This window comes from Pseudoclavibacter sp. AY1F1, from assembly GCF_002931075.1.
Classification (GTDB): domain Bacteria; phylum Actinomycetota; class Actinomycetes; order Actinomycetales; family Microbacteriaceae; genus Pseudoclavibacter.
Map to the genome: position 1 here is coordinate 91464 of NZ_PSTQ01000007.1, position 23800 is coordinate 115263.

General features: G+C 64.3%; 34 protein-coding genes and 1 pseudogene. All 35 read right to left on the reverse strand.

Features of this window, described 5'->3' with window-relative positions; translation table 11 throughout:
• Positions 1 to 2: 2 nt before the first annotated feature.
• Complete coding sequence (locus C5B85_RS11940) at positions 3 to 926, reverse strand: tRNA pseudouridine(38-40) synthase TruA (protein WP_104286251.1); 924 nt, start codon at positions 924 to 926, stop codon at positions 3 to 5.
• A 97-nt stretch (positions 927 to 1023) separates the two neighbouring features.
• Entirely contained in the window at positions 1024 to 1596 is a 573-nt protein-coding gene (gene rplQ / locus C5B85_RS11945) for a 50S ribosomal protein L17 (RefSeq protein ID WP_104286252.1), read from the reverse strand.
• Positions 1597 to 1641: 45 nt separating this feature from the next.
• Complete coding sequence (locus C5B85_RS11950) at positions 1642 to 2637, reverse strand: DNA-directed RNA polymerase subunit alpha (RefSeq protein WP_104242647.1); 996 nt, start codon at positions 2635 to 2637, stop codon at positions 1642 to 1644.
• A gap of 149 nt (positions 2638 to 2786) precedes the next feature.
• Positions 2787 to 3185: a 30S ribosomal protein S11 gene (rpsK, locus tag C5B85_RS11955; RefSeq protein ID WP_068479244.1), complete on the reverse strand. Its 399-nt coding sequence runs from the start codon at positions 3183 to 3185 to the stop codon at positions 2787 to 2789.
• A 42-nt stretch (positions 3186 to 3227) separates the two neighbouring features.
• Positions 3228 to 3602 carry a 30S ribosomal protein S13 gene (gene rpsM / locus C5B85_RS11960; RefSeq protein ID WP_068479246.1) on the reverse strand — a complete coding sequence of 125 codons (375 nt, stop codon included), beginning with the start codon at positions 3600 to 3602 and terminating at the stop codon, positions 3228 to 3230.
• A 193-nt stretch (positions 3603 to 3795) separates the two neighbouring features.
• On the reverse strand, positions 3796 to 3909 hold the full coding sequence (rpmJ, locus tag C5B85_RS11965; protein WP_008361054.1) for a 50S ribosomal protein L36: 114 nt from the start codon (positions 3907 to 3909) through the stop codon (positions 3796 to 3798).
• A gap of 69 nt (positions 3910 to 3978) precedes the next feature.
• A complete protein-coding gene (infA, locus tag C5B85_RS11970; protein WP_066056559.1) occupies positions 3979 to 4200 on the reverse strand; it encodes a translation initiation factor IF-1 in 222 nt (73 codons plus the stop codon).
• Positions 4201 to 4331: 131 nt separating this feature from the next.
• Positions 4332 to 5171, reverse strand: a complete 840-nt coding sequence (gene map / locus C5B85_RS11975; protein ID WP_104286253.1) for a type I methionyl aminopeptidase — start codon at positions 5169 to 5171, stop codon at positions 4332 to 4334.
• An 80-nt stretch (positions 5172 to 5251) separates the two neighbouring features.
• A complete protein-coding gene (locus tag C5B85_RS11980) occupies positions 5252 to 5470 on the reverse strand; it encodes a hypothetical protein (RefSeq protein WP_104286254.1) in 219 nt (72 codons plus the stop codon).
• A 142-nt stretch (positions 5471 to 5612) separates the two neighbouring features.
• On the reverse strand, positions 5613 to 6758 hold the full coding sequence (locus C5B85_RS11985) for a CaiB/BaiF CoA-transferase family protein (RefSeq protein WP_104286255.1): 1146 nt from the start codon (positions 6756 to 6758) through the stop codon (positions 5613 to 5615).
• Positions 6759 to 6773: 15 nt separating this feature from the next.
• Positions 6774 to 7946 (reverse strand): acyl-CoA dehydrogenase family protein, encoded by a 1173-nt coding sequence (locus C5B85_RS11990; RefSeq protein ID WP_258070756.1) that lies wholly within the window; start codon positions 7944 to 7946, stop codon positions 6774 to 6776.
• A gap of 216 nt (positions 7947 to 8162) precedes the next feature.
• Positions 8163 to 8786 carry an adenylate kinase gene (locus C5B85_RS11995; protein WP_104286257.1) on the reverse strand — a complete coding sequence of 208 codons (624 nt, stop codon included), beginning with the start codon at positions 8784 to 8786 and terminating at the stop codon, positions 8163 to 8165.
• Positions 8783 to 10141, reverse strand: a complete 1359-nt coding sequence (gene secY, locus C5B85_RS12000; protein WP_104286258.1) for a preprotein translocase subunit SecY — start codon at positions 10139 to 10141, stop codon at positions 8783 to 8785. The genes C5B85_RS11995 and secY overlap by 4 nt, the downstream gene beginning before the upstream one ends.
• A gap of 72 nt (positions 10142 to 10213) precedes the next feature.
• The gene (rplO, locus tag C5B85_RS12005; RefSeq protein WP_104286259.1) at positions 10214 to 10687 is read right to left on the reverse strand and encodes a 50S ribosomal protein L15; all 474 of its coding nucleotides are present in this window, start codon (positions 10685 to 10687) and stop codon (positions 10214 to 10216) included.
• Entirely contained in the window at positions 10684 to 10872 is a 189-nt protein-coding gene (rpmD, locus tag C5B85_RS12010; protein ID WP_068479261.1) for a 50S ribosomal protein L30, read from the reverse strand. Before rpmD ends, rplO begins: the two co-directional genes overlap by 4 nt.
• Entirely contained in the window at positions 10872 to 11561 is a 690-nt protein-coding gene (rpsE, locus tag C5B85_RS12015) for a 30S ribosomal protein S5 (protein ID WP_104286337.1), read from the reverse strand. The genes rpmD and rpsE overlap by 1 nt, the downstream gene beginning before the upstream one ends.
• A gap of 32 nt (positions 11562 to 11593) precedes the next feature.
• Positions 11594 to 11965, reverse strand: coding sequence for a 50S ribosomal protein L18 (rplR, locus tag C5B85_RS12020; protein ID WP_068479263.1), 372 nt, complete (start codon positions 11963 to 11965; stop codon positions 11594 to 11596).
• Positions 11966 to 11967: 2 nt separating this feature from the next.
• Positions 11968 to 12504 carry a 50S ribosomal protein L6 gene (gene rplF, locus C5B85_RS12025; RefSeq protein ID WP_104286260.1) on the reverse strand — a complete coding sequence of 179 codons (537 nt, stop codon included), beginning with the start codon at positions 12502 to 12504 and terminating at the stop codon, positions 11968 to 11970.
• Between the two features lie 6 nt (positions 12505 to 12510).
• Complete coding sequence (gene rpsH, locus C5B85_RS12030; RefSeq protein WP_068479267.1) at positions 12511 to 12909, reverse strand: 30S ribosomal protein S8; 399 nt, start codon at positions 12907 to 12909, stop codon at positions 12511 to 12513.
• Between the two features lie 125 nt (positions 12910 to 13034).
• Positions 13035 to 13622 (reverse strand): 50S ribosomal protein L5, encoded by a 588-nt coding sequence (gene rplE, locus C5B85_RS12035; RefSeq protein ID WP_104286261.1) that lies wholly within the window; start codon positions 13620 to 13622, stop codon positions 13035 to 13037.
• Positions 13623 to 13747: 125 nt separating this feature from the next.
• Positions 13748 to 14092, reverse strand: a pseudogene (gene rplX, locus C5B85_RS12040) (50S ribosomal protein L24); the annotation flags it as partial.
• 3 nt (positions 14093 to 14095) lie between these two features.
• Positions 14096 to 14464 carry a 50S ribosomal protein L14 gene (gene rplN / locus C5B85_RS12045; protein ID WP_068479273.1) on the reverse strand — a complete coding sequence of 123 codons (369 nt, stop codon included), beginning with the start codon at positions 14462 to 14464 and terminating at the stop codon, positions 14096 to 14098.
• Positions 14465 to 14503: 39 nt separating this feature from the next.
• On the reverse strand, positions 14504 to 14800 hold the full coding sequence (gene rpsQ, locus C5B85_RS12050) for a 30S ribosomal protein S17 (protein WP_104286263.1): 297 nt from the start codon (positions 14798 to 14800) through the stop codon (positions 14504 to 14506).
• The gene (gene rpmC, locus C5B85_RS12055; protein WP_068479277.1) at positions 14800 to 15129 is read right to left on the reverse strand and encodes a 50S ribosomal protein L29; all 330 of its coding nucleotides are present in this window, start codon (positions 15127 to 15129) and stop codon (positions 14800 to 14802) included. The genes rpsQ and rpmC overlap by 1 nt, the downstream gene beginning before the upstream one ends.
• A 2-nt stretch (positions 15130 to 15131) precedes the next feature.
• A complete protein-coding gene (gene rplP / locus C5B85_RS12060) occupies positions 15132 to 15548 on the reverse strand; it encodes a 50S ribosomal protein L16 (protein WP_068479279.1) in 417 nt (138 codons plus the stop codon).
• A 2-nt stretch (positions 15549 to 15550) separates the two neighbouring features.
• Positions 15551 to 16309 carry a 30S ribosomal protein S3 gene (gene rpsC / locus C5B85_RS12065; RefSeq protein ID WP_104286264.1) on the reverse strand — a complete coding sequence of 253 codons (759 nt, stop codon included), beginning with the start codon at positions 16307 to 16309 and terminating at the stop codon, positions 15551 to 15553.
• Positions 16309 to 16692, reverse strand: coding sequence for a 50S ribosomal protein L22 (rplV, locus tag C5B85_RS12070; RefSeq protein ID WP_068479284.1), 384 nt, complete (start codon positions 16690 to 16692; stop codon positions 16309 to 16311). Before rplV ends, rpsC begins: the two co-directional genes overlap by 1 nt.
• A gap of 24 nt (positions 16693 to 16716) precedes the next feature.
• Positions 16717 to 16998, reverse strand: a complete 282-nt coding sequence (gene rpsS, locus C5B85_RS12075) for a 30S ribosomal protein S19 (RefSeq protein WP_068479286.1) — start codon at positions 16996 to 16998, stop codon at positions 16717 to 16719.
• 11 nt (positions 16999 to 17009) lie between these two features.
• On the reverse strand, positions 17010 to 17849 hold the full coding sequence (gene rplB, locus C5B85_RS12080) for a 50S ribosomal protein L2 (RefSeq protein ID WP_068479288.1): 840 nt from the start codon (positions 17847 to 17849) through the stop codon (positions 17010 to 17012).
• A gap of 25 nt (positions 17850 to 17874) precedes the next feature.
• The gene (rplW, locus tag C5B85_RS12085) at positions 17875 to 18174 is read right to left on the reverse strand and encodes a 50S ribosomal protein L23 (protein WP_068479290.1); all 300 of its coding nucleotides are present in this window, start codon (positions 18172 to 18174) and stop codon (positions 17875 to 17877) included.
• Entirely contained in the window at positions 18171 to 18818 is a 648-nt protein-coding gene (gene rplD, locus C5B85_RS12090; RefSeq protein WP_104286265.1) for a 50S ribosomal protein L4, read from the reverse strand. The genes rplW and rplD overlap by 4 nt, the downstream gene beginning before the upstream one ends.
• Before the next feature lie 6 nt (positions 18819 to 18824).
• Positions 18825 to 19478 carry a 50S ribosomal protein L3 gene (gene rplC, locus C5B85_RS12095; RefSeq protein WP_068479294.1) on the reverse strand — a complete coding sequence of 218 codons (654 nt, stop codon included), beginning with the start codon at positions 19476 to 19478 and terminating at the stop codon, positions 18825 to 18827.
• A gap of 8 nt (positions 19479 to 19486) precedes the next feature.
• A complete protein-coding gene (gene rpsJ, locus C5B85_RS12100) occupies positions 19487 to 19795 on the reverse strand; it encodes a 30S ribosomal protein S10 (RefSeq protein WP_068479296.1) in 309 nt (102 codons plus the stop codon).
• A gap of 382 nt (positions 19796 to 20177) precedes the next feature.
• On the reverse strand, positions 20178 to 22292 hold the full coding sequence (locus tag C5B85_RS12105) for an acyltransferase family protein (protein ID WP_181064410.1): 2115 nt from the start codon (positions 22290 to 22292) through the stop codon (positions 20178 to 20180).
• A gap of 201 nt (positions 22293 to 22493) precedes the next feature.
• Entirely contained in the window at positions 22494 to 23687 is a 1194-nt protein-coding gene (tuf, locus tag C5B85_RS12110) for an elongation factor Tu (protein ID WP_068479300.1), read from the reverse strand.
• Between the last annotated feature and the right edge of the window lie 113 nt (positions 23688 to 23800).

The window sequence follows — 23800 nt, forward strand, 5'->3', positions numbered from 1 at the left end:
AATCAGTCGAGAGATGTAGATCCGGCTTCGACTGCGGCCGGGCTCGCAAGTGGCTCGACGAGGTGGAGCGTGGGTCGCTGGGCTCGGGTGATCTGCTGGCGGCCCAGGAGATCGTTGTCGGCGGGGTACCCGACGCCGGTGAGCGTGAGCCCGCGGGCTGACAGGACAGGGAAGGCGCCGCTGCGCTCAGTGGCGTGCAGCAGTGCAGGGACGTCGGCGAGCCGGATGCGCCCGGCACCGGCCTCGGCGCACATCCCGACGAGTGACCTCACCATTGAATGGCAGAAGGCGTCGGCCTCGAGCTTCGCGACGAGGACACCGTGCTCGTCTCGAGTCCAGTCGAACCGTTGCAAAGTGCGGATCGTCGTCGAATGCGGCCGGGGCCTGCAGAAGCCCGCGAAATCGTGCAGGCCTATGAGCTTGTCGGCCGCAGCTTGCATGAGCGCGGGGTCGAGGGAGCGCGTGACGACCGCGGTCCTGTGACGCTCGATGGGATTCGGGCGCGTGAGTCGGTCCGCGATGCGGAATTCGTAGCTCCGCGAGACAGCTGAGAATCGCGCGTCGAACCCGGTCGGCGCAAGCGCGACTCGCGACACAACAACGTCACTGTCGCGCCCGAGCACGCCGTTTGTCCGCCTGAGGAGGATGTCTGCCACGTCGTCGTCCGAGCGGCGCCGGACGTTGTCGATCGCGAGGTCATCGAGGTCGAGATGGGCGACCTGCGCCGTGGCGTGAACTCCGGCGTCGGTTCGTCCAGCGACCGTGAGGAGGGGCCCAGGCGGGAGGTCGCGAGCGACGAGCCGTATGGCGTCCTCGAGCGCCCCCTGGACGGTGCGTAGCTCTGGCTGCGCAGCCCACCCGCTGAAGGCAGTCCCGTCGTAGGCGATGTCAAGACGGAACCGTGTCGTGCCTTGTCCGTGCCCCATGCGCCCATCCTCCCCTACCCGAGCCTGATTTTCAGCGACACGACGAAGCCCCCAAGCATTCGTTGGAATGCTCGGGGGCTTCTGGCGTCAGCGTCGACTACTTGGCGTCGTCGGCCTTCTCCTCGGTGTCCGACTCTGCGGCGTCTGCCGCGTCGGCTGCCTCGGAAGGCTGCGTGCCACCGTCGGCCGTGGGCTCGGAAGCCTCGGTGTCGCCTGCGGCTGCGTCGACCTCGTCTGCCGCGACCTCGTCGACCTCTGGCTCAGCAGGCGCCGCGGCTGGCGCGGTCTTCACTGCAGATGCCTTCGGGGTGACGGGCTCGAGGACGAGCTCGATGACTGCCATGGGAGCGTTGTCGCCCTTGCGGTAGCCGGTCTTGATGATGCGGGTGTAGCCGCCTTCGCGACCTTCCATCTGCGGTGCGATCTCCGTGAAGAGCTCGTGCACGACGGTCTTGTCGGTCACAACCTGCAGCACGCGACGGCGAGCGTGGATGTCTCCGCGCTTTGCGAACGTGATCAGGCGCTCAGCGAGCGGGCGGAGGCGCTTGGCCTTCGTCTCGGTCGTCTGGATGCGCTTGTGCGTGTACAGCTGCGCCGCGAGCGTAGCGAGCATGAGGCGCTCGTGTGCGGGGCCGCCTCCGAGGCGAGGACCCTTGTTGGGCTTAGGCATTCGTCATTCTCTTTCGTGTGAAGTCGGTCTGGCGGGCAGGTCTGTTTAGACGTACTCGCCGGTGTCGTCGCCGGCACCGTAGAAGTGAGCACCCTCGAACCCGGGAACCGAGTCCTTGAGCGAGAGGCCGAGCTCGGTGAGCTTGTCGCGCACCTCGTCGACCGACTTCTGACCGAAGTTGCGGATGTTCATGAGCTGGGTCTCGCTCAGAGCCACGAGCTCGGAAACCGTATTGATGCCCTCGCGCTTGAGGCAGTTGTACGAGCGCACGGAGAGATCGAGGTCCTCGATCGGCATCGAGAGCTCGTTGGTGAGGACGGCGTCGACCGGCGCTGGGCCGATCTCGATGCCCTCTGCCTGCTCGTTCAGCTCGCGAGCGAGGCTGAAGAGCTCGACGAGCGTGCGACCGGCCGAAGCGATCGCATCGCGCGGCGAGATGGCCGGCTTCGTCTCCACGTCCACGACGAGGTTGTCGAAGTCGGTACGCTCACCGGCACGTGTCGCGTCGACACGGTAGGTGACCTTGAGAACCGGCGAGTAGATCGAGTCGATCGGGACCTGGCCGGCCTCAGAGAACTCGTTGCGGTTCTGGGTCGCCGACACGTAGCCACGGCCACGCTCGATGGTGAGCTCGAGTTCGAACTTGGCATCGTCGTTGAGCGTCGCGATGACGAGCTCCGGGTTGTGCACCTCGACACCGGCAGGTGCAGAGATGTCAGCAGCCGTCACTTCGCCAGCCCCGGTCTTACGGAGGTAGGCCGTGATCGGCTCATCGTGCTCGCTGGAGACGACCAGCTGCTTGATGTTGAGGATGATCTCGGTGACGTCTTCCTTCACACCAGGGATGGTCGTGAACTTGTGGAGGACACCGTCAAGACGGATGCTCGTGACTGCAGCTCCAGGGATGGAGGACAGCAGGGTGCGACGCAGTGAGTTGCCGAGGGTGTAGCCGAAGCCGGGCTCGAGCGGTCCGATCGTGAACTTCGAGCGGTTCTCGGAGAGGCTTTCCTCGGTGAGCGTTGGACGCTGTGCGATAAGCACTATGGGTTCCTTTCGGCAAAGTGTCCGCTATATGACACTTGGCGATTCAGCCGACGCACGTCGTCGACCGGGTGTGGAGTTCGAGCGGGGACGCCGAACATCCACCACAAGGCCCTCCCTTGCGGGAGAGCCTCGCAGCGGACGAGAGGCTAGACGCGGCGACGCTTCGGGGGGCGGCAGCCGTTGTGAGCCTGAGGAGTGACGTCGTTGATCGAGCCGACCTCGAGGCCTGCGGCCTGAAGCGAGCGGATCGCGGTCTCGCGACCGGAGCCCGGTCCCTTGACGAAGACGTCGACCTTCTTCATGCCGTGCTCCTGCGCCTGGCGAGCTGCTGCTTCTGCGGCGAGCTGTGCGGCGAACGGGGTCGACTTACGCGAACCCTTGAAGCCGACTCCACCCGAGGATGCCCAGCTGATGACAGCGCCGGACGGGTCGGTGATCGACACGATCGTGTTGTTGAATGTCGACTTGATGTGGGCCTGGCCCACTGCGACGTTCTTCTTGTCCTTCTTGCGCGGCTTACGAGCGGCGCTCTTTGGGGTAGCCAATTTTCTCTCCTACGAAATCTGCGGGCGCTGTCGCGGCGGCGACTAGCGTGCCTTCTTCTTGCCGGCGACCGTGCGCTTCGGGCCCTTGCGGGTACGAGCGTTCGTCTTCGTGCGCTGTCCGCGCACGGGAAGGCCGCGGCGGTGGCGGAGACCCTCGTAGCTGCCGATTTCGACCTTGCGGCGGATGTCAGCTGCGACCTCACGGCGGAGGTCACCTTCTACCTTGAAGTTGCCTTCGATGTAGTCGCGGAGCTGAACCAGCTGCTCGTCGTCGAGGTTCTTGACGCGGATGTTGCCGTCGATGCCGGTGTCCTCGAGCGCCTTGAGTGCGCTCGTGCGGCCGACGCCGTAGATGTAGGTGAGTGCGATCTCAACGCGCTTTTCGCGTGGGAGATCGACGCCTGCGAGACGTGCCATGGGATTTCTCCTGTGGGTTGAGGTGTGATGCACCGGATGGGCCCCGGCCTCGGTCCGAAGGTGTCCCCGCCAGACATTGACAGCTGGCGGTTCTTACTGGTGCTGTTTCGTATTCAGTTGTGACGTCGGGTGCTTGTGCACCCAGGGGCGTCTCTCACGTCGTGCCCGCACGTGAGAGAGGAGCCCCGAGCGATTAGCCCTGGCGCTGCTTGTGGCGCGGGTTCTCGCAGATGACCATGACGCGACCGTGACGGCGGATAACCTTGCACTTGTCGCAGATCTTCTTGACGCTGGGGTTGACCTTCATTGAAGTTCCTTCTGTGATCGCTGGCCTCGTGCTGGGCATACGTATGCCCAGCCGTTCCTTACAGCGTGCCTACTTGTAGCGGTAGACGATGCGGCCGCGGGTCAAGTCGTACGGGCTCAACTCCACGATCACGCGGTCCTCAGGAAGGATGCGGATGTAGTGCTGACGCATCTTGCCCGAGATGTGAGCAAGAACCTTGTGTCCGTTCGAGAGTTCTACGCGGAACATTGCGTTTGGCAATGCCTCGACAACCGAACCCTCGATCTCGATGACGCCGTCTTTCTTGGCCATAGCCTCACTGTCGTTTGCTATTGAATGCACGCTGGTCGTGCGGATGGACGGTGACGACGCGCGCGAAATCGCAACGCAAAAGACACCAAGCGTCAACTCTAGGTGGTCTTCCCCCGGAGTGCAAGTGCGGTCTATACTCCCGAGCCGGCCGGCGGTGTCGGGACAACTCCGAACAGGGCAAGGCCCGCCGCTCCCCCGTCGTGGGCGGTCGAGACCCAGATGCCGTCGGCGTGTACGAGGATCGTGTGCTCCCAGTGGGCTCCGAGCGTGCCGTCCGCCGAGCGCACCGTCCAGTCATCGTCGTCGATGACAACGTCGGGTCCGCCGAGGGTGATCATGGGCTCGATGCAGATGGCAAGCCCAGGCTTGACGACCGGGCCTCGTCCGAACACGCGGATGTTGTGCACGGTCGGCTCCTCGTGCATGCTGCGGCCGATGCCGTGCCCCGCGAAGTCTTCGAGGATCCCGAAGTCGCCGGACTGCTCGATGGACTCCTCGACCGCTGCGCCGACCTCGGCGAGGTGCTTCGCCGTCGCAAGCTTCGCGATACCTGCCCACAGCGAGCGTTCGCAGGCCTCGCTGAGACGTGTCCCGTCTGTCACTGCCGCGGCGTCTGCACCGTCACCAGGGACGATGAAGGTGCGCGCCGAGTCCCCGTTCCAGCCTTCGAACATGGCGCCGGCGTCGATCGAGACCAGCTGGCCTGCTCTGAGCGGCTCGGCGTTCGGGATGCCGTGCACCACGGCGTCGTCGACGGAGGCGCAGATCGTGTGGCGGTACCCGGGCACTAGCGCGAAGTTCGGCACGGCACCGTTGTCGCGCACGACACGCTCCGCGATGGTGTCGAGCTCCAGCGTCGTCACGCCCGGCCGGATCGCCTCGGCGACCGCGTCAAGCGCGAGGGCGGTGATTCTGCCAGCTGGGACCATGGCCGCGAGCTCGGCTGCGGTCTTGTAGATGCTCTTGCGCATCACAAGAGTCTACGACCAGCTCTGCCGTGCTGAGGCGGAAGCAGCCACCTGGTCGAGCTTTCTCGTCGACGATCGCCGGCTCAGGCGAGCAGCAGTTGGAGGCCGACCATGCCCCCGAAGACGAGGGCCCACCCCACAAGGTCAGCGAACCAAGAACTCAAGATCAGCGGGATGAGCATCCACAGCGCCACGATCGCGGAGAACACGGATGCGATGACAACCACGCGCGTCAGCAGATTCAGGCGCTCGTGGAGGAGAGGCTCCCCCACTGAATCCTCGAGTTCATGGTGGGTGCGCATCCGGACCTCCCGTAACCGCGGAACACCCACGATCTGCGGGCATTCATCGACGCTAGCCCGACACTGCGATTCGGACCCCGAACAAGCGACAACGCTTCTGCAACACCGGCCTTGCGCGGGTCACGGTTGCGTAACCGGAGCGCTAGCGCCAGTCGACGGAGGCACCCACGGAGCCAAGATCTGGTGACGGATGTCCGTACCGCGCCGGCGTCCGCGACAGGTGGATGGGGTTGGCTGTCGACCGCACCGATTCCCCCGTTCCTTCTGCCAGCTCGACGACGGGCTCGAGCCCGAGCGTCTCCGCGAAGGCGAACGCCTCGGCAACATCGTTCACTAGGCCAGCCGGAACCCGAGCTTCCTTGAGACGCGCCACCCAGTCGTGAGCGTCCCGTTCGACAAGGCGAGCGACCAGCAGCGCTCTCAGCTCCGACCGGTGGTGCACGCGGAGCTGATTTGATGAGAAGCGGGCGTCGCTGGCGAGCCCTGGGCATCCCAGCGTCTCGACGAGCGAACCGAACTGCCGATCATTGCCGACCGCGATCACGAGCGGCCGGTCCCGCGCCTCGAACAGTTCATACGGCGCGATGCTGGGATGCGCATTGCCGAGCCGCGGTGGAGCCTGCCTTCTCGCCAGCGTGCTCGATGCCTGGTTCGCGAGCGCCGACAGGAGGCTCGTCATGAGATCGACTTCGACGCGCTGCCCCGATCCGGTGTGGTCCCGCTCGCGCAAAGCGAGGAGGATACCCGTGACTGCGTTCAACCCCGTCAGCACGTCGACGAGGGCCACACCGACCTTGCTCGGTTCACCGTCCACCGGCCCAGTGATGCTCATGAGTCCGCCGACGGCCTGCACCAGTAGGTCGTAGCCAGGCAGTGCTGCACCTCCGCCTGCGCCGAACCCTGTGACGGAGCAGTACACGGCAGAGGGGTTCTCGGTGCGCACCGTCTCGTAGTCGAGACCGAAGCGCGCCATGACTCCGGGCCTGAAGTTCTCGACCACGACGTCAGCCTCGACGGCGAGGCGCCTCGCCGTAGAGAGGTCGTCATCGAGCATGAGATCGAGGACCAGCGAGCGCTTGCCCCTGTTCACGCCCCCGAAGTATGTGGACTGGCCACGAGCGTCGACAGGCGGGGCCCAGGCGCGTGTCTCGTCGCCTCCCGGGGGCTCGACCTTGATGACGTCAGCACCGAAATCTGCGAGCATCATCGTCGCGTACGGACCGGCGAGTACTCGAGAGAAGTCCGCGACCCTCACCCCGCTCAGCACACCCTCGTGCCCGGTCGCCATTTCCACGTGCGGCCCCTACCTGAACGCTGGGATGCCGGTGAGCTTGTTGCCAAGCACGAGCGTGTGGATCTCATCGGTGCCCTCGTAGGTGCGCACCGACTCGAGGTTGTTGGCGTGACGCAGCGGCGAGTAGTCGAGCGTGATGCCGTTGCCGCCGAGAATCGTCCGCGCTTCGCGAGCGATCGCTATTGCCTCGCGAGTGTTGTTGAGCTTCCCGGCGGAGATGTGGTGAGGCTGGATGCGACCGGCATCTTTCAACCGACCGAGCTGGAGCGCAAGCAGGTACCCCTTGTTGATCTCGAGGGCCATGTCGACGAGCTTCTGCTGAGTCAGCTGGAAGCCGGAGAGTGCCCGGTTGAAGGGCTGCCGCTCCCCCGCGTAGGCGAGGGCCGCCTCGAAGCTATCCCTGGCAGCGCCCATGACGCCCCACGCGATGCCGTAGCGAGCTTCGTTGAGGCACTCGAACGGGCCACGCAGCCCACGGGCATCTGGCAGCATCGCCTCGGCAGGCACCCTGACCTCGTCAAGATCGATGTCGCACTGCACCGAGGCCCGCATGGAGAGCTTGGGGCCAATCGGCGTGGCTGTGAAGCCAGCGGTCGCCGTTGGCACAACGAAGCCCCGGATTCCGTCGTCCGTCTGCGCCCAGATGATGGCGATGTGTGCCAAGGATGCCAGCCCGATCCAGCGCTTTGCACCCGTGATGACCCAGTCGCCGCCCTCACGCTTCGCGTGGGTGCGCATCGTCCCGGGATCGGAGCCCGCGCCCGGCTCCGTCAGGCCGAAGCAGCCGATCACCTCGCCGGCGGCCATGCGAGGAAGCCACTCGGTCTTCTGCTCCTCGCTGCCGTGCTTCCAGATCGCGCTCATCGCAAGGGAGCCCTGCACTGACACGAACGTCCGGATTCCCGAGTCTCCCGCTTCAAGCTCAGAGGCGGCGATCCCGTACTCGACGGCGCTGCGCCCAGCGCATCCGTAGCCGCTCAGATGCATGCCAAGCAACCCCTCGCTTGCGAGCACCGGCACCAGGTCGAGGGGGAAGACCGCGTCCTCATACCAGGAGGCGATGCCCGGCCGAATGTGCTCGTCGACAAGGCGCCGCACACGCTGGCGCAGCGCGAGCTCTTCAGCGCTCAGTAGCACATCGAAGTCAATGAGGTCGTGGGGCTCAGCTACGGGCGAGGACATCAGCGTCTCCATTCCTGGACAACCTTGTCTGCAGGGATCATGAGGCGCTTCCAAGGCGGAAGCGCAGCCTGGCCAACGCTAGCGGAACCCGACGAGCCCAAGCTAGGTACGAAAAGCCCCACCGTGGCGCACCCTCGGACGTTCTAGCTCGCACGCAAAGAGGACCCACGCGGAGTTCTCTCCGCGAGGGTCCTCGCATGCGGTGGAAGCTAACCCCTACTTGCCACTCAGGCGGTGCAACGGGTGCCGAAGGCCACGCTGCTCGAGCGCGGCGAAGATGCGGTTGCGGACTTCCTCGACGGTGCCGAACCCGTTGACGCTGACAAGCACGCCACGGGCGGAGTACGTCTCGAGCAGCGGCGCGGTCTCCTGCAGGTACACGTTCTGACGGTGACGGATGGCCTCTTCTGTGTCGTCCGCGCGACCCTGCTCGAGGGCACGACGGCGAAGGCGCTCAACGACGCTGTCGACCTCGACCTTGAGCTCGATGACGGCGTCGATGGCCGTCCCCTTGTCAGCGAGCAGCTGCGTGAGGAAGGCCACCTGCTCGAGGGTGCGGGGGTAGCCGTCGAGCAGGAAGCCTGCTTCCGCGTCAGCCTCGGTCAGACGGTCACGCACGAGTTCGTTGGTGAGCGAATCGGGAACGAGATTCCCGCTCTCGATGATCTCGCGAACCTGGATGCCAAGGTTCGTGCCGTTTTTGATGTTGGCCCGGAAGATGTCACCTGTGGAGATGGCTGGGACACCGAACGCCTCGGCAATGCCGACGGCCTGAGTTCCCTTGCCTGCCCCGGGGGGACCGACGATGAGCAGGCGGAAGGTCTGGTCGTGATGTGTCATCGGAGAAGCCCCTCGTAGTTGCGTTGTTGGAGTTGAGCGTCGATCTGCTTCACCGTCTCGAGGCCGACACCGACGACGATGAGGATGGAGGCGCCGCCGAACGGGAAGTTGGCGTTGGCGTTGACCGTGGAGAGCGCGATGAGCGGGATGAGCGCGAGCACACCCAGGTACAGGGAGCCGGGGAAGGTGATTCGCGTGAGGACGAAGTTGAGGTACTCGGCGGTGGGCCGACCTGCGCGGATGCCCGGGACGAAGCCACCATGCTTGCGCATGTTCTCAGCGACTTCCTCAGGGTTGAACGCGATCGCCACGTAGAAGTACGTGAAGCCGATGATCAGGAGGAAGTAGACCGCCATGTAGAGCGGGTGGTCACCAGTCGTGAAGTTGTTCATGACCCAGGTGACCCACTCGGGTGGGGTCTCCCCCGCTGCGGGCTGATTGAACTGCGCGACGAGCGCGGGGAGGTAGAGCAGCGACGAGGCGAAGATGACGGGGATGACACCAGCCTGGTTGACCTTGATCGGGATGTAGGTGCTGTTGCCCCCGTAGGTGCGACGCCCGACCATGCGCTTGGCGTACTGCACCGGGATACGACGCTGCGACTGCTCGACGAACACGACCGCCATCATGATCAGCAGGCCGATCGCGATGACGATGACAAGCGTCGTCATGCCACCGGTGCCAGCGGCGATGGCGCCGAATGCCGACGGGAAGGACGCCGCGATCGACGTGAAGATGAGCAGCGACATGCCGTTGCCGACGCCGCGCTCGGTGATGAGCTCGGCCATCCACATGATCACTGCGGTACCGGCGGTCATCGCTGCGACCATGAGGACGATGCGCACCATGTTGATGACGGCGTTCTCCGGCGTTGCGGCCGACTCGTTGAGCATGTCGAGGACGTTCTCGCAGGCGGCGTTGCCCGTTCCGAACAGTGTCCCGGACTTTGCGACAGTGGCGAGGGTTGTCGCCTGCAGGATCGCGAGGGCGATGGTCAGGTAGCGCGTGTACTGCGTGAGCTTCGACTGACCGGCCTGACCCTCCTTGTGGAGCGCCTCGAAGTGCGGAATGACCACACGCAGCAGCTGCGTGATGATCGAGGCCGTGATGTACGGCATGATGCCCAGCGCAAAGATCGACAACTGCAGCAGCGCGCCACCGGAGAACAGGTTGACCATGTCATAGAGACCGGCCATCTGCGTACCCGTGTCGAGACACTGTTGCACGTTGACGTAGTTCACAAAGGGGCCAGGAACCGTGGTGCCGATCCGGTAGATGGCGACCATAGCGAGCGTGAAGAGGATCTTGCGACGAAGATCCGGAGTCCTGAACACTCGTGCGACGGCACTGAACACTACGTTCCTGCTTTCATTTCTCGTGAAAGAGACAAGCGGGGGTCGGCAACCGCCGACCCCCGCTTGGAGTTGCTACTTGACGGAACCGCCGGCGGCAACGATCTTCTGCTCTGCTGAGCTGGAGACCTTGTCGACCGCGACGTTCAGCTTAACCGCAATCTCGCCGTTGCCGAGCACCTTGACGGGCTCGTTCTTGCGAACCGCGCCCTTTGCCACGAGGTTGGCGATGGTGACATCGCCGCCCTCGGGGAAGAGCTCGGCAAGCTTGGCGAGGTTGACGACCTGGTACTCGACGCGGAACGGGTTCTTGAACCCGCGCAGCTTCGGCGTACGCATGTGCAGCGGCATCTGGCCACCCTCGAAGCCGATACGCACTGTCGTGCGTGCCTTCGAGCCCTTGGTGCCGCGACCGGCGGTCTTGCCCTTGGAGCCCTCACCGCGACCAACGCGCGTCTTGGACTTCTTGGCGCCGGGAGCGGGACGGAGGTGGTGGACCTTGAGCTGAGGCTCTGAGGTCACGTCCTTCTCGTTCTCGTTCTTGCTCATTCGGAAATCTCCTCAACTGAGACCAGGTGAGCGACTGTCTTGACGTAGCCACGGTTCACCGAGTTGTCCGGCTTCACGACGGTGTCGCCAATGCGCTTGAGGCCGAGCGAGCGCAGGGTATCGCGCTGGTTCTGCTTCTCGCTGATCTTGGACTTGATCTGGGTCACCTTGAGACTCGCGGCCATCAGGCACCAACCTTCTGTGCTTCGGCTGCTGCCTTGGCCGCGTTGGCCTCGGCACGCAGGATGCGCTGCGGGACGACCTGGTCGACAGGCAGGCCACGACGAGCTGCGACGGCGCGCGGCTCCTCAAGCTGCTTCAGGGCCGCGACGGTTGCGTGCACGATGTTGATCGTGTTCGACGAACCGAGCGACTTCGACAGGACGTCGTGGATTCCCGCGCACTCAAGTACGGCGCGGACGGGGCCACCGGCGATAACACCGGTACCTGCAGCGGCGGGGCGGAGCAGGACGACGCCTGCAGCTGCCTCACCCTGCACGGGGTGCGGGATCGTCTTCAGGACGCGCGGGACGCGGAAGAAGTTCTTCTTCGCCTCTTCAACGCCCTTGGAGATGGCCAGCGGGACCTCACGGGCCTTGCCGTAGCCAACGCCCACGAGTCCGTTGCCGTCTCCGACGACGACGAGCGCGGTGAACGCGAAGCGGCGACCGCCCTTGACGACCTTGGAGACGCGGTTGATGGTGACGACGCGCTCCAGGAACTGGCTCTTGTCATCACGGGAGTTGCGGTCACGACCGCCACCCTGGCCGCGCTCGCCGCGACCGCCGCCGCGACGGTTGTTGTCGCGTCCGCTTCCGCCTTCGCGCTGTGCCGACTCGCTCGACGCGGCCGTCTCAACGGGCGTGTCGGTCATGTTGTCGGGCGTGTTGGTGTCGATTTTCTCGGTCACAGGTTCAGCCCTGCCTCTCGTGCTCCATCAGCGATGGCCGCGACGCGACCGGCGTACTTGTTGCCGCCGCGGTCAAAGACCACGCTTTCGATGCCGGCGTCCTTGGCGCGTGCGCCGACGAGCTCGCCGACACGCTTTGCCTTGGCGGACTTGTCGCCCTCGAATGCGCGCAGCTCAGCTTCCATGGTGGAGGCGGATGCGAGCGTGATGCCCTTGGTGTCGTCGACAACCTGGACGAAGACGTGACGCGCTGAACGCGTGACGACGAGACGGGGACGCTGCGCGTCGCCCGAGACCTTCTTGCGAAGGCGGACGTGGCGGCGACGAGTCGCGGCCTGCTTGCTCTTTCCTCGAGTTCCGAGTCCCATGGTTACTTACCTGACTTTCCGGCCTTGCGGCGGATCTGCTCGCCCTCGTAACGCACGCCCTTGCCCTTGTAGGGCTCGGGGAGGCGGAGCTTGCGGATGTTCGCTGCGACCTCGCCGACGGCCTGCTTGTCGATTCCGACAACCGTGAGCTTGTTGTTGCCCTCGACCTGGAACGAGATGCCTGCGGGGGGCTCAACGTTGATCGGGTGCGAGTAGCCGAGTGCGAACTCGACGCCCGTGCCCTTGGAAACGATGCGGTAACCGGTTCCAACGACCTCGAGCTTCTTGGTGTAGCCCTCGGTGACGCCGATGATGTTGTTGTTGATGAGCGTGCGGGTCAGGCCGTGCAGTGCACGTGACTCGCGCTCGTCGTTCGGGCGCGTGACGAGAACCTGACCGTCTTCGAGCTTGACCTCGATGGGGTTCGAGACGACGAGTGCGAGCTCGCCCTTCGGGCCCTTGACGGTGACGTTCTGCGCGTCGATCTTGATGTCAACGCCGGCTGGGACGCTGATCGGGAGACGACCAATTCGTGACATGACGGATTACCACACGTAGGCGAGGACTTCTCCGCCTACGCCCTTCTGCTCGGCCTGGCGGTCCGTGAGGAGACCAGAGGAGGTGGACAGGATGGCAATGCCGAGGCCGCCGAGGACGCTAGGCAGCTCGGTCGAGCGCGCGTACACGCGGAGACCTGGCTTGGAGACGCGCTTGATGCCGACGATCGACCTCTCGCGGTTCGGACCGAACTTAAGCGAGAGAGTGAGGGTCTGGCCCACTCGTGCATCTTCGACTGTCCAGTCGGTGATGTAACCCTCGCGCTTGAGGATGTCGGCAATGTGGGACTTGAGCTTCGAGCTCGGCATCGACACGGAGTCGTGGTGCGCCGAGTTCGCGTTGCGCAGTCGCGTCAGCATATCTGCGACGGGATCTGTCATCGTCATGATGAGTGCCTTTCGCCTGGTTTCGCGGGGCCGTACACGGCCCCGCGACCTGTGGTGGACGGGCCGTTGCGGTTGCAACGGCCCGATGGGGTCACGGCGTACGCCGTGACCCTCGGGTGTTCAGACTAGCTCTGCTGGAGACCTGCGTGGAACGGGAACCCGAGCTTGCCCAGGAGGGCACGGCCTTCGTCGTCGTTCTTCGCCGTCGTTACGACGGTGATGTCCATACCGCGCGTGCGGTCGATCTTGTCTGGATCGATCTCATGGAACATTACCTGCTCCGTGAGGCCGAAGGTGTAGTTTCCGTTGCCGTCGAACTGGCGGTCGTTGAGACCACGGAAGTCGCGGATACGGGGAAGAGCGAGCGAGAGCAGGCGGTCGAGGAACTCCCACATGCGGTCGCCGCGCAGCGTGACGTGCGCGCCGATCGGCTGGCCTTCACGCAGCTTGAACTGCGCGATGGACTTCGTGGCCTTCGTTACCTTGGGCTTCTGGCCCGTGATCGCCGTGAGGTCCGTGATGGCACCTTCGATGATCTTGCCGTCGCGAGCTGCCTCGCCAACACCCATGTTCACGACGATCTTCACGAGACCGGGAACCTGGTGGACGTTGCTCACGCCGAGGTCTGCCTGCAGCTGAGCCTTGAGCTCGTCGCGGTACTTCAGCTTGAGACGGGGCTGGATTTTGCCAGCCTCCGTGGCGATGTCAGTCATATCTACTCGTCGTCCTTCTTCTTCGGTGCGGCGGCCTTAGCCTTCGTCGCTGGCTTCTTCTCAGCCTTCTCAGCCTTGTCGGCCTTGGCAGCCTTCTCGACCTTCGCAGGCTTAGCTGCGCGGCGCGAAGACTTGAAGACGCGCGTGCGCACCGTCTTGGTCACGCCGTCCTTCGTGACCTCTTCGACCTGCACACCGGTGCGAGCCGGCTGCTTGGTCTCGGGGTCGACGAGTGCGACGTTTGAGATGTGGATGGGGGCTTCGACGGTCTCGATGCCACCAGTCTTCGTGCCACGCTGCGTCTGACCGACGCGAACGTGCTTGGTCACGAAGTTGATGCCCTGGACGAGGACGCGGTTCTCCTCGCGGAGCACCTCGAGGACCTCGCCCTGCTTGCCGCGGTCTCCACCGCGAGCCTGCGTCGGACCAGAGATGACCTGAACCAGGTCGCCCTTGCGGATCGTTGCCATGGGTTAAATCACCTCCGGAGCGAGCGACACGATCTTCATGAACTTCTTGTCGCGAAGCTCGCGACCGACCGGTCCGAAGATTCGAGTGCCACGCGGCTCGTTGTCACCCTTGAGGATGACCGCTGCGTTCTCGTCGAACTTGATGTACGAGCCGTCGGGACGACGGGTCGACTTGACTGTGCGAACGATGACGGCCTTGACGACCTCACCCTTCTTGAGGTTGCCGCCAGGGATCGCGTCCTTGACGGTCGCGACGATGACGTCACCGATTCCCGCGTAGCGGCGGCCGGAGCCACCGAGTACGCGGATCGTGAGGAGTTCCTTGGCGCCGGTGTTGTCGGCGACGCGGACTCGGGATTCTTGCTGAAGCATCTGTCAAATTCCTTCGCTGAGAGGTCGAAGAGGCGAGGCCTACTTCGCCTTCTCCAGGATCTCGACCAGGCGCCAGCGCTTGGTAGCGCTGAGGGGACGGGTCTCTGCAATCAGGACGAGGTCGCCGATGCCGGCCTGGTTGTCGGCGTCGTGCACCTTGACCTTGCTCGAGCGGCGGAGCACCTTGCCATACAGGGGGTGCTTGACGCGTTCTTCGACCGAGACGGTGATGGTCTTGTCCATCTTGTCGCTCGTGACGTAGCCGCGGCGGGTCTTGCGGTCGTTGCGCTCGAGCGCTTCTTCCGCTGCCTCGGGCTGTGTCGTGCTGTCAGCCATTACTTGGTCTCCTCGTTCTCAGCCTCGGGCGCAGCCGCTGGGGCTTCGGCCTTCTTCGAAGCCTTGGTGGCCTTCGACTTCTTGGCCGGCTTTTCGACCGGGGCCGGGGTTGCGCGGATCCCGAGCTCACGCTCGCGGATCACCGTGTAGATGCGCGCGATGTCGCGCTTTACCTGACGGATGCGTCCGCGCTCTTCGACCTGGTTGGTCACGGCCTGGAAGCGCAGGTTGAACAGCTCTTCCTTGGCCTTCTTGAGCTCCTCGACGAGACGTCCGTCTTCGAAGTTGTCGAGCTCGGTGGTGGCGAGCTCCTTGGTACCAATCGCCATGATTACTCGCCTTCCTCGCGCGAAATGATGCGTGCCTTGAGCGGCAGCTTGTGGATGGCGCGTGTGAGGGCCTCGCGAGCGAGCTCCTCGCTGACGCCGGCGACCTCGAAGAGGACGCGGCCGGGCTTGACGTTCGCAACCCAGGAGTCGACTGCACCCTTACCGGAACCCATGCGGGTTTCGGCGGGGCGAGCGGTCATCGGGCGGTCCGGGTAGATGTTGATCCAGACCTTGCCGCCACGCTTGATGTGACGGGTCATTGCGATACGAGCTGCCTCGATCTGACGGTTCGTCACGTACGACGGCGTGAGTGCCTGGATGCCGAACTCGCCGAACGATACGGTGTTGCCACCCTTCGACATGCCGCTGCGGTCCGGGCGGTGCTGCTTACGGTGCTTGACTCGACGTGGAATCAACATGGTTACGCCTCAACTCCTGCGGCGACCTGCTTCTCGTTGTCGCGGCGCGGGCCACGGCGTGAGCGGTCGTTACGGTCCCCACGGGACGACTTCTGGTTGGCCTGTTCGCGGGCGAGTTCCTTGTTGGTCATGTCGCCCTTGTAGATCCACACCTTCACACCGATGCGACCGTAAGTGGTCTTGGCCTCGTAGAAGCCGTAATCGATGTTGGCGCGGAGCGTGTGCAGCGGAACGCGTCCCTCGCGGTAGAACTCCGAGCGGCTCATCTCAGCGCCGCCGAGGCGGCCCGAGACCTGAATGCGGATGCCCTTGGCACCTGCACGCTGAGCGCCCTGGAGGCCCTTGCGCATTGCACGACGGAAGGCAACACGAGCAGAGAGCTGCTCGGCGATGCCCTGCGCGACCAGCTGAGCGTCAGCCTCGGGGTTCTTGACCTCGAGGATGTTCAGCTGGATCTGCTTGCTCGTGAGCTTCTCGAGGTCGGCGCGGATGCGCTCGGCCTCTGCTCCGCGTCGTCCGATGACAATGCCGGGGCGTGCCGTGTAGATGTCGACGCGAACACGGTCACGTGTGCGCTCGATCTCGATACGGGAGACGCCTGCACGGTCGAGCGACTTCTGGAGGTACTCGCGGATGCGAATGTCTTCCTTGACGTAGTCGCTGTAGCGCTGACCCGGCTTGGTCGAGTCTGCGTACCAGCGGCTGACGTGGTCGGTCGTGATTCCGAGACGGAAGCCGTACGGATTGATCTTCTGGCCCATTACTTGCTGCTCCCCTTCTCGGCCTCGGCGAGCTCCGGCGTCGCCAGCACAACCGTGATGTGGCTTGTGCGCTTGTTGATGCGGAATGCTCGTCCCTGTGCACGCGGACGGAAGCGCTTGAGGGTTGCACCCTCGTCTACAAACGCCTTGGCGATGTAGAGGTCGCGCTCGTCAAGGAACTGGCTGTCCTTGTCGGCCTTGACACGTGCGTTGGCGATTGCGGATGCAACGACCTTGTAGACCGGCTCAGAGGCACCCTGAGGTGCGAACTTCAGGATTGCGAGCGCTTCGAGCGCCTGCTTGCCGCGGATCAAGTTGACGACGCGACGAGCCTTCTGAGGGGTGACGCGGATGTGCCGCACGCGTGCGGTTGACTCCACCATATTTTCCTCCTTCACGTCGCCGCGTTAGCGGCGACGACCCTTCTTGTCGTCCTTCTCGTGTCCACGGAAGGTGCGGGTCGGTGCAAACTCGCCGAGCTTGTGGCCGACCATGGTTTCGGTGACAAACACGGGGATGTGCTTGCGTCCGTCGTGCACGGCGATGGTGTGGCCGAGCATGTCCGGCACGATCATCGATCGGCGCGACCAGGTCTTGATGACGTTCTTCGAGCCAGCTTCGTTCTGCTTGACCACCTTCTGGAAGAGGTGTTCGTCGACGAAGGGGCCCTTCTTGAGACTGCGAGGCATCTTCTGATCTCCTACTTACGCTTCTTGCCGGCAGGGCGACGGCGGACGATGAGCTTGTCGCTCTCCTTGTTGGGGCGACGGGTGCGGCCTTCTGGCTTACCCCAGGGGCTCACCGGGTGACGTCCACCGGACGTACGACCCTCACCACCACCGTGCGGGTGGTCGACCGGGTTCATGACGACACCACGAACAGTCGGGCGAACGCCGAGCCAGCGCTTGCGGCCGGCCTTGCCCAGGTTGATGTTCGACTGCTCGGCATTGCCGACCTCGCCGATCGTCGCGCGGCAGCGCACGTCGACGTTGCGGACTTCGCCGCTCGGCAGACGCAGCTGGGCGTAGGGGCCATCCTTCGCGACGAGGCGAACGGAAGCTCCAGCCGAGCGCGCCATCTTCGCGCCGCCGCCTGGGCGGAGCTCGATGGCGTGGATGACCGTACCGGTCGGGATGTTGCGCAGCGGGAGGTTGTTGCCCGGCTTGATGTCGGCGCCAGCGCCCGACTCGATGATGTCGCCCTGCTTGAGCTTGTTGGGAGCCAGGATGTAGCGCTTGGATCCGTCGAAGAAGTGCAGCAGCGCGATACGAGCGGTGCGGTTGGGGTCGTACTCGATGTGAGCGACCTTGGCGTTCACGCCGTCCTTGTCGTTACGACGGAAGTCGATAACGCGGTACTGGCGCTTGTGGCCACCACCGATGTGACGGGTCGTGATGCGTCCCTGGTTGTTGCGGCCACCCGACTTCGTCAGGGGGCGGAGCAGCGACTTCTCAGGGGTCGAGCGCGTGATCTCGGTGAACTCGGACACCGAGGCTCCACGACGACCTGGCGTCGTGGGCTTGTAATTGCGAATAGCCATGTGAATTCGTCCTCTGTGCTCTCGATTAACCGGCGTTCGAGAAGATATCGATGGTGCCGGACTTGAGCGAGACGATGGCGCGCTTGGTGTCCTTGCGCTTGCCGAGCCCGAAGCGGGTGCGGCGCGTCTTGCCCGTGCGGTTCAAGGTGTTGACCTTGTCGACCTTGACGTCGAAGATCTGCTCGATGGCGAGCTTGATCTCGGTCTTGTTCGAACGGGGGTCAACCTCGAAGGTGTACTTGCCCTGGTCGATCAGGCTGTAGCTCTTCTCGGAGATCACCGGCGCGAAGATGATGTCGCGCGGGTCCTTGTTGTTTGCGCTCATGCGCCCTGCTCCTTGCTGGTCTTGCTCTCGACGAACGCGTCGTAAGCAGCCTTCGTGAAGAGGATGTCGTCCGAGACGAGGACGTCGTAGGCGTTGAGCTGGTCCACGAACAGCACGTGAAGTGCCTCGAGGTTGCGGACGCTCAGGAGGCTCAGCTCGTCGCTGCGGTCGAGGACAACGAGGATGTTGCGTCCCGTTGCGACCTTTGCGATGGCTGCGGCAGCGACCTTGGTCGAAGCCTTCTCACCCGTGACGAGGGAGTCGACGATGTGCAGGTGGCCACCGCGTGCGCGGTCGCTCAGTGCGCCGATGAGGGCTGCTGCGATCATCTTCTTGGGGGTGCGCTGCGAGTAGTCACGCGGCGTCGGTCCGTGGACGATGCCACCACCCTTGTGCTGCGGCATGCGGACCGAGCCCTGACGGGCGCGGCCGGTGCCCTTCTGCTTGAAGGGCTTACGGCCGGAGCCGGAAACCTCTCCACGGTTCTTCGTCTTGTGCGTGCCCTGACGAGCAGCCGCACGCTGAGCGACGACAACCTGGTGGATCAGCGGGACGTTGGTCTGCGCGTCGAAGATGGCGGCAGGCAGTTCGACCGAGCCGGACTTCTTGCCGGCTGCGTCGGTGACGTCAATCTTGGTTGCCATAGGAAACTAGGCCCCCTTCACTGCGTTGCGAACGAAAACGAGACGACCCTTGGGGCCGGGAACAGCACCCTTGACGAGGAGGATGCCCTTCTCGGCGTCGGCTGCGTGAACCGTGAGGTTCTGGACGGTGACGCGGTCGCCACCCATCCGGCCAGCCATGCGCGTGCCCTTGAAGACACGGCTCGGGGTCGCGGAGGCACCGATGGAGCCGGGGCGACGGTGGTTCTTGTGCGCACCGTGCGATGCGCCGACACCGGAGAAGTTGTGACGCTTCATGACACCGGCGAAGCCCTTGCCCTTGCTGGTGCCGACGACGTCGATCTTGGTGCCGGGCTCGAACGTGTCTGCGCCGAGCTCCTGACCGATCGTGTACGTGGCTGCATCAGCGGTGCGGAGCTCGGTGATGTGACGGCGCGGCGTGACGCCCGCTGCTGCGAACTTGCCGGCTGCCGGCTTGTTCACCTTGCGCGGGTCGATTGCGCCTGCGGCGATCTGAACGGCTTCGTAGCCGTTCTTTTCGACGGTCATGATCTCGGTGACGACGTTGGTGCTCACCTGGATGACCGTGACGGGGACGAGACGGTTTTCAGCGTCCCAGACCTGGGTCATGCCGAGCTTCGTGCCCAGCAGACCCTTGAACGTCTTGGTAGCGGTAGACATGTGTTTCCCTAGAGCTTGATCTCGATGTTGACGTCGGCCGGAAGGTCGAGGCGCATGAGCGAGTCGACGGCCTTCGGCGTCGGGTCGACGATGTCGATCAGACGCTTGTGGGTGCGCATCTCGAAGTGCTCGCGGCTGTCCTTGTACTTGTGAGGGCTACGGATCACAGCGATCACGTTCTTCTCGGTAGGAAGGGGCACCGGGCCGATGACGGAGGCGCCAGCACGGGTTACGGTGTCGACGATCTTGCGCGCCGAGCTGTCGATGACCTCGTGGTCATACGACTTCAGTCGAATGCGGATCTTCTGTCCCGCCATGGTTGACTCTCTCTCTCAATGACGTGCCGCCATTGCGGCTTCGCATGCAACCCCGTGGCGTCTTCACGCCGGGATTCGCACCACTGTTTTTCTGTCAAGTTCACCTGCTCGGAGCACAGGAGTGTACTCAAGCTGATGGACGGCCTTCCAGACGCAACCTCGGTGAGGTGTTGTCCTTTGGCCGGAGCTTTGCTCTGCTGCCGGCGGCCTAAGCTGCACACCAGGCGTCTTGCGACAGTTGCCGTAGACGCGGGGCGCTTATGCACACTCCGGGCAGTGATTCGAACACACGACTAGCGCCGCGCCCCGAAATACTGAACTCACCGAGTTTAGACCGGACGGACCTGTTCTTGCAACCCGGGCGTGTCGCGAAGTGAGTTGATCACTCTGAGCGGGCGTCCTCGAGGCCCTGAGCGATGACGTCGGCGAGGAACACGGAGTACTCGCGGCCCACGTGCGTCGGGTCCGAATGTACTGAGATCCCGGCGACCACGAGCGGGCAGAGCCCGAGGTCCACGTCGCAGAACCAGCCCGAGGTCTGAACTACGGCAGCCCCGCCGGCGGCCATCCGCTCGGCCTGGTGGTCCCGACGCTCGACGTACTCCGGGCCGAAGCTGCTCGTGCATGATTCCTCGGCCTCGTCCAGAGTCGACGCTGCGAGACAGGCGTCGAGCGAATTGGCTGGTGTGACGGCGTCGAGCCAGACCACGTCGATACCGAGGTCGGTCAGCTCGCGCACGAGCTCCACGGAGCCTTCGCCAAGAGTGGTGCCCTCGTTCCATTCGAGGTCGCCGAACTGCTCGCCCACCCACCAGCCGCCGTAGGAGATGATCACCGTGTCGGGCCGGTCCGCTGCAGCGAGTTCCATGACCCAGTTGTTGTGGGCCGCGCATTCGTCACGCATGTCACCGGACCTCTCGAGCGCCGCCCCTTGCGTAAAGGGGCACATGCTCTTCCCGAGCAGCTGCACCGTCGTCTCGTCGCCGACCGCGGCGCGGACTCCGGGCGCCCAGGACACCGCCTGGGAGTCGCCGATGATCCAGAGCTCCTCGCCGGAGTCTCCCGCGGCGTCCTCTGGCTCGTAGCGGCAGTTCGCCCGGTTGTCGTCCGTGACCGTGAGGCAGCCGTTGACCGACCACTCCGGTCCGAGCGCATCCCAGCCGGAGACCGCCTGGCCATCGAGTGCGGTCGGCTCGAGCAGGGCTTCGGTGATCGCGAGGCTCAGCTGCTCCTCGCTTGTGACCGTCTGCTCGGTGCCCAGGTCAGCGATCGCCTCCTGGCGCAGGCCGGGCGCGAGCTGGACGCCGACAAACGCGACGATGCCGACCAATGGCACCGTGACGGACGTGAGGAGCCTCGGGTTGCGCTTCCACCTCGGCGCCGTGGAGTCCACCTGGGCCAGCGGATTGCGGACACGGCCGAGGAGCGCGAGGAGGCGTGATGTCGCCCAGGCGATGGCTATGGAGACTGCGAGCAGTAAAACCCCGTCGAAGAAGGAAACTGGTTCACTGCGTTCGGGGAAGAGGTCGACGAAGAGCTTGAGGATCGGCCAGCTCCACAGGTAGAGCCCGTAGGAGAAGCCACCGAGCCAGACGAGCGGGCGCGACGTGAGGAGACGATTCCCTCCGACGGGTTCCCCGGATGCGCCAGCGATCAGAACAAGCAACGCGCCCCCGACGGGATACAGCGCGATGAAGCCCGGGTAGGGCCACTCGCTTGGCAGGAGACCTGCCGTGAGCACAAGTGCGAGCCCAAGGCTTCCGACAACGGCGCGCAGCGCCTTGGGAAGGTGGATGCGCGTCACGACGAGGGCGGCGACGGCGCCGATCCCGAATTCCCACAGGCGGGCCCACGTGCTGTAGTACGTGGGCACTGGGTCAATCGCGACGCCATTCAGCGCGTAGATGAATGAGGCAATGGTGAGGAGCGCGAAGCCGACGACAGCGACCCGACGCACGGGCCATCTCCCGAGCTTCGCAATAGCGCCGAGGATGAGCACAAACGCCAGCAGCAGGAGCGTCGCCTGCCCCTGGACCGACATCGCCCAGAAGTGCTGCACGGCCGACTTATCGTGGCCGGCGGAGATGTAGTCGGTGGCGTCGCCCGCCAATCGCCAGTTCTCCCAGTAGGTGGCGGCGGCGAACACGTCGGTGACGTTGCGCTGGAATGACAGCGGCGACTCGGTGAGGAGCAGCACCACGGAGACGGTGATCAGCACAATGCCGGCCATCGGGAATAGGCGTGACGCGGTGCGCGTGAGGTACTGCCAAAGCCGAACGCTCCCCCGCCGCTCGTGCTCGCCGATGAGCGTCGTCGCGAGCAGGAAGCCACCGAGAACGAAGAAGAGGTCGACGCCTCCGGACACCGTCCCGAACCAGATATGGAACGAGGCCACAAGGAGCGAGGCGACCGCGCGGAGGCCCTGGATGTCCGACCTGAATCGGTTCGGGCTCTGGCGCGCGGGCATGCTCGAGGGGCGATGCGCGCGTACAGACATTCGTCGGGCTCCCTGACTGCGCTGAGGCGGTGACTGGTCCCCTGCCTGGTGCACCGGGGACGCTAGCGGTGGCCGGGACTTCTTCCGTCCGCCAGACACACGATCAGCAAGTCTAACTCCCATCACGAATCATGGAAATACGCGGGGACATGAAAAGGGCCGGACCCGAAGGTCCGACCCTTTCCGAAGTGAGCTGGAAGCTTACTTGTTGATCTTCGTCACCGTGCCGGCGCCGACCGTGCGGCCACCCTCACGGATTGCGAAGCCGAGGCCCTCTTCCATAGCGATCGGCTGGATGAGCTCGACCGTCATGTCCGTGGTGTCACCAGGCATGATCATTTCCTTGCCCTCGGGCAGGGTGATGACGCCGGTCACGTCCGTGGTGCGGAAGTAGAACTGCGGGCGGTAGTTCGTGAAGAACGGGTTGTGACGGCCACCCTCGTCCTTCGAGAGGATGTAGGCAGTGCCCTCGAAGTTCGTGTGCGGCGTAACGGAACCGGGAGCGACGATGACCTGACCGCGCTCGACGTCCTCACGCTTGGTGCCACGAAGGAGCAGACCACAGTTCTCACCGGCCCACGCCTCGTCGAGCTGCTTGTGGAACATCTCGATACCCGTGACGGTGGTCTTGACGGTCGGGCGGAGGCCGACGATCTCGACGTCAGAGTTGATCGAGAGCGTGCCACGCTCGGCGCGACCCGTGACGACGGTTCCACGACCGGTGATCGTGAAGACGTCCTCGACGGGCATGAGGAACGGCTTGTCCTTGTCGCGGACGGGCTCCGGCACGTTGTCGTCGACAGCCTGCATGAGCTCGACGATCTTCTCGGCCCACTTCTCGTCGCCCTCGAGCGCCTTGAGGCCGGAAACCTGGACGACAGGTGCGTCGTCGCCTGGGTAGTCCTGGCTCGAGAGGAGCTCGCGAACCTCGAGCTCGACGAGCTCCAGGATCTCCTCGTCGTCAACCATGTCAGCCTTGTTCAGCGCGACAACGAGGTACGGCACGCCGACCTGCTTCGCGAGCAGAACGTGCTCACGCGTCTGAGCCATGGGGCCGTCGGTTGCGGCAACCACGAGGATTGCGCCATCCATCTGCGCAGCACCCGTGATCATGTTCTTGATGTAGTCGGCGTGACCCGGAGCATCGACGTGAGCGTAGTGACGCTTCGGCGTCTCGTACTCGACGTGGGAGATGTTGATCGTGATACCGCGCTGACGCTCTTCCGGAGCGGAGTCGATCGACGCGAAGTCACGCTGCACGTTGGTCGCCGAAGGGTACTTGTCAGCAAGCACCTTCGAGATCGCTGCGGTGAGCGTGGTCTTGCCGTGGTCGACGTGACCGATCGTTCCGATGTTTACGTGCGGCTTGGTCCGCTCGAACTTGGCCTTAGCCACTGTGGTCCTCCTAGGACGTCGTTGGTGCCAGTCCGCGAATAACGCAGATTGACTTCCGGGTTTTCAGTGATGAATGTTACCCGCTCGGGCGACGCGCTGCGTCACCCGAGCCG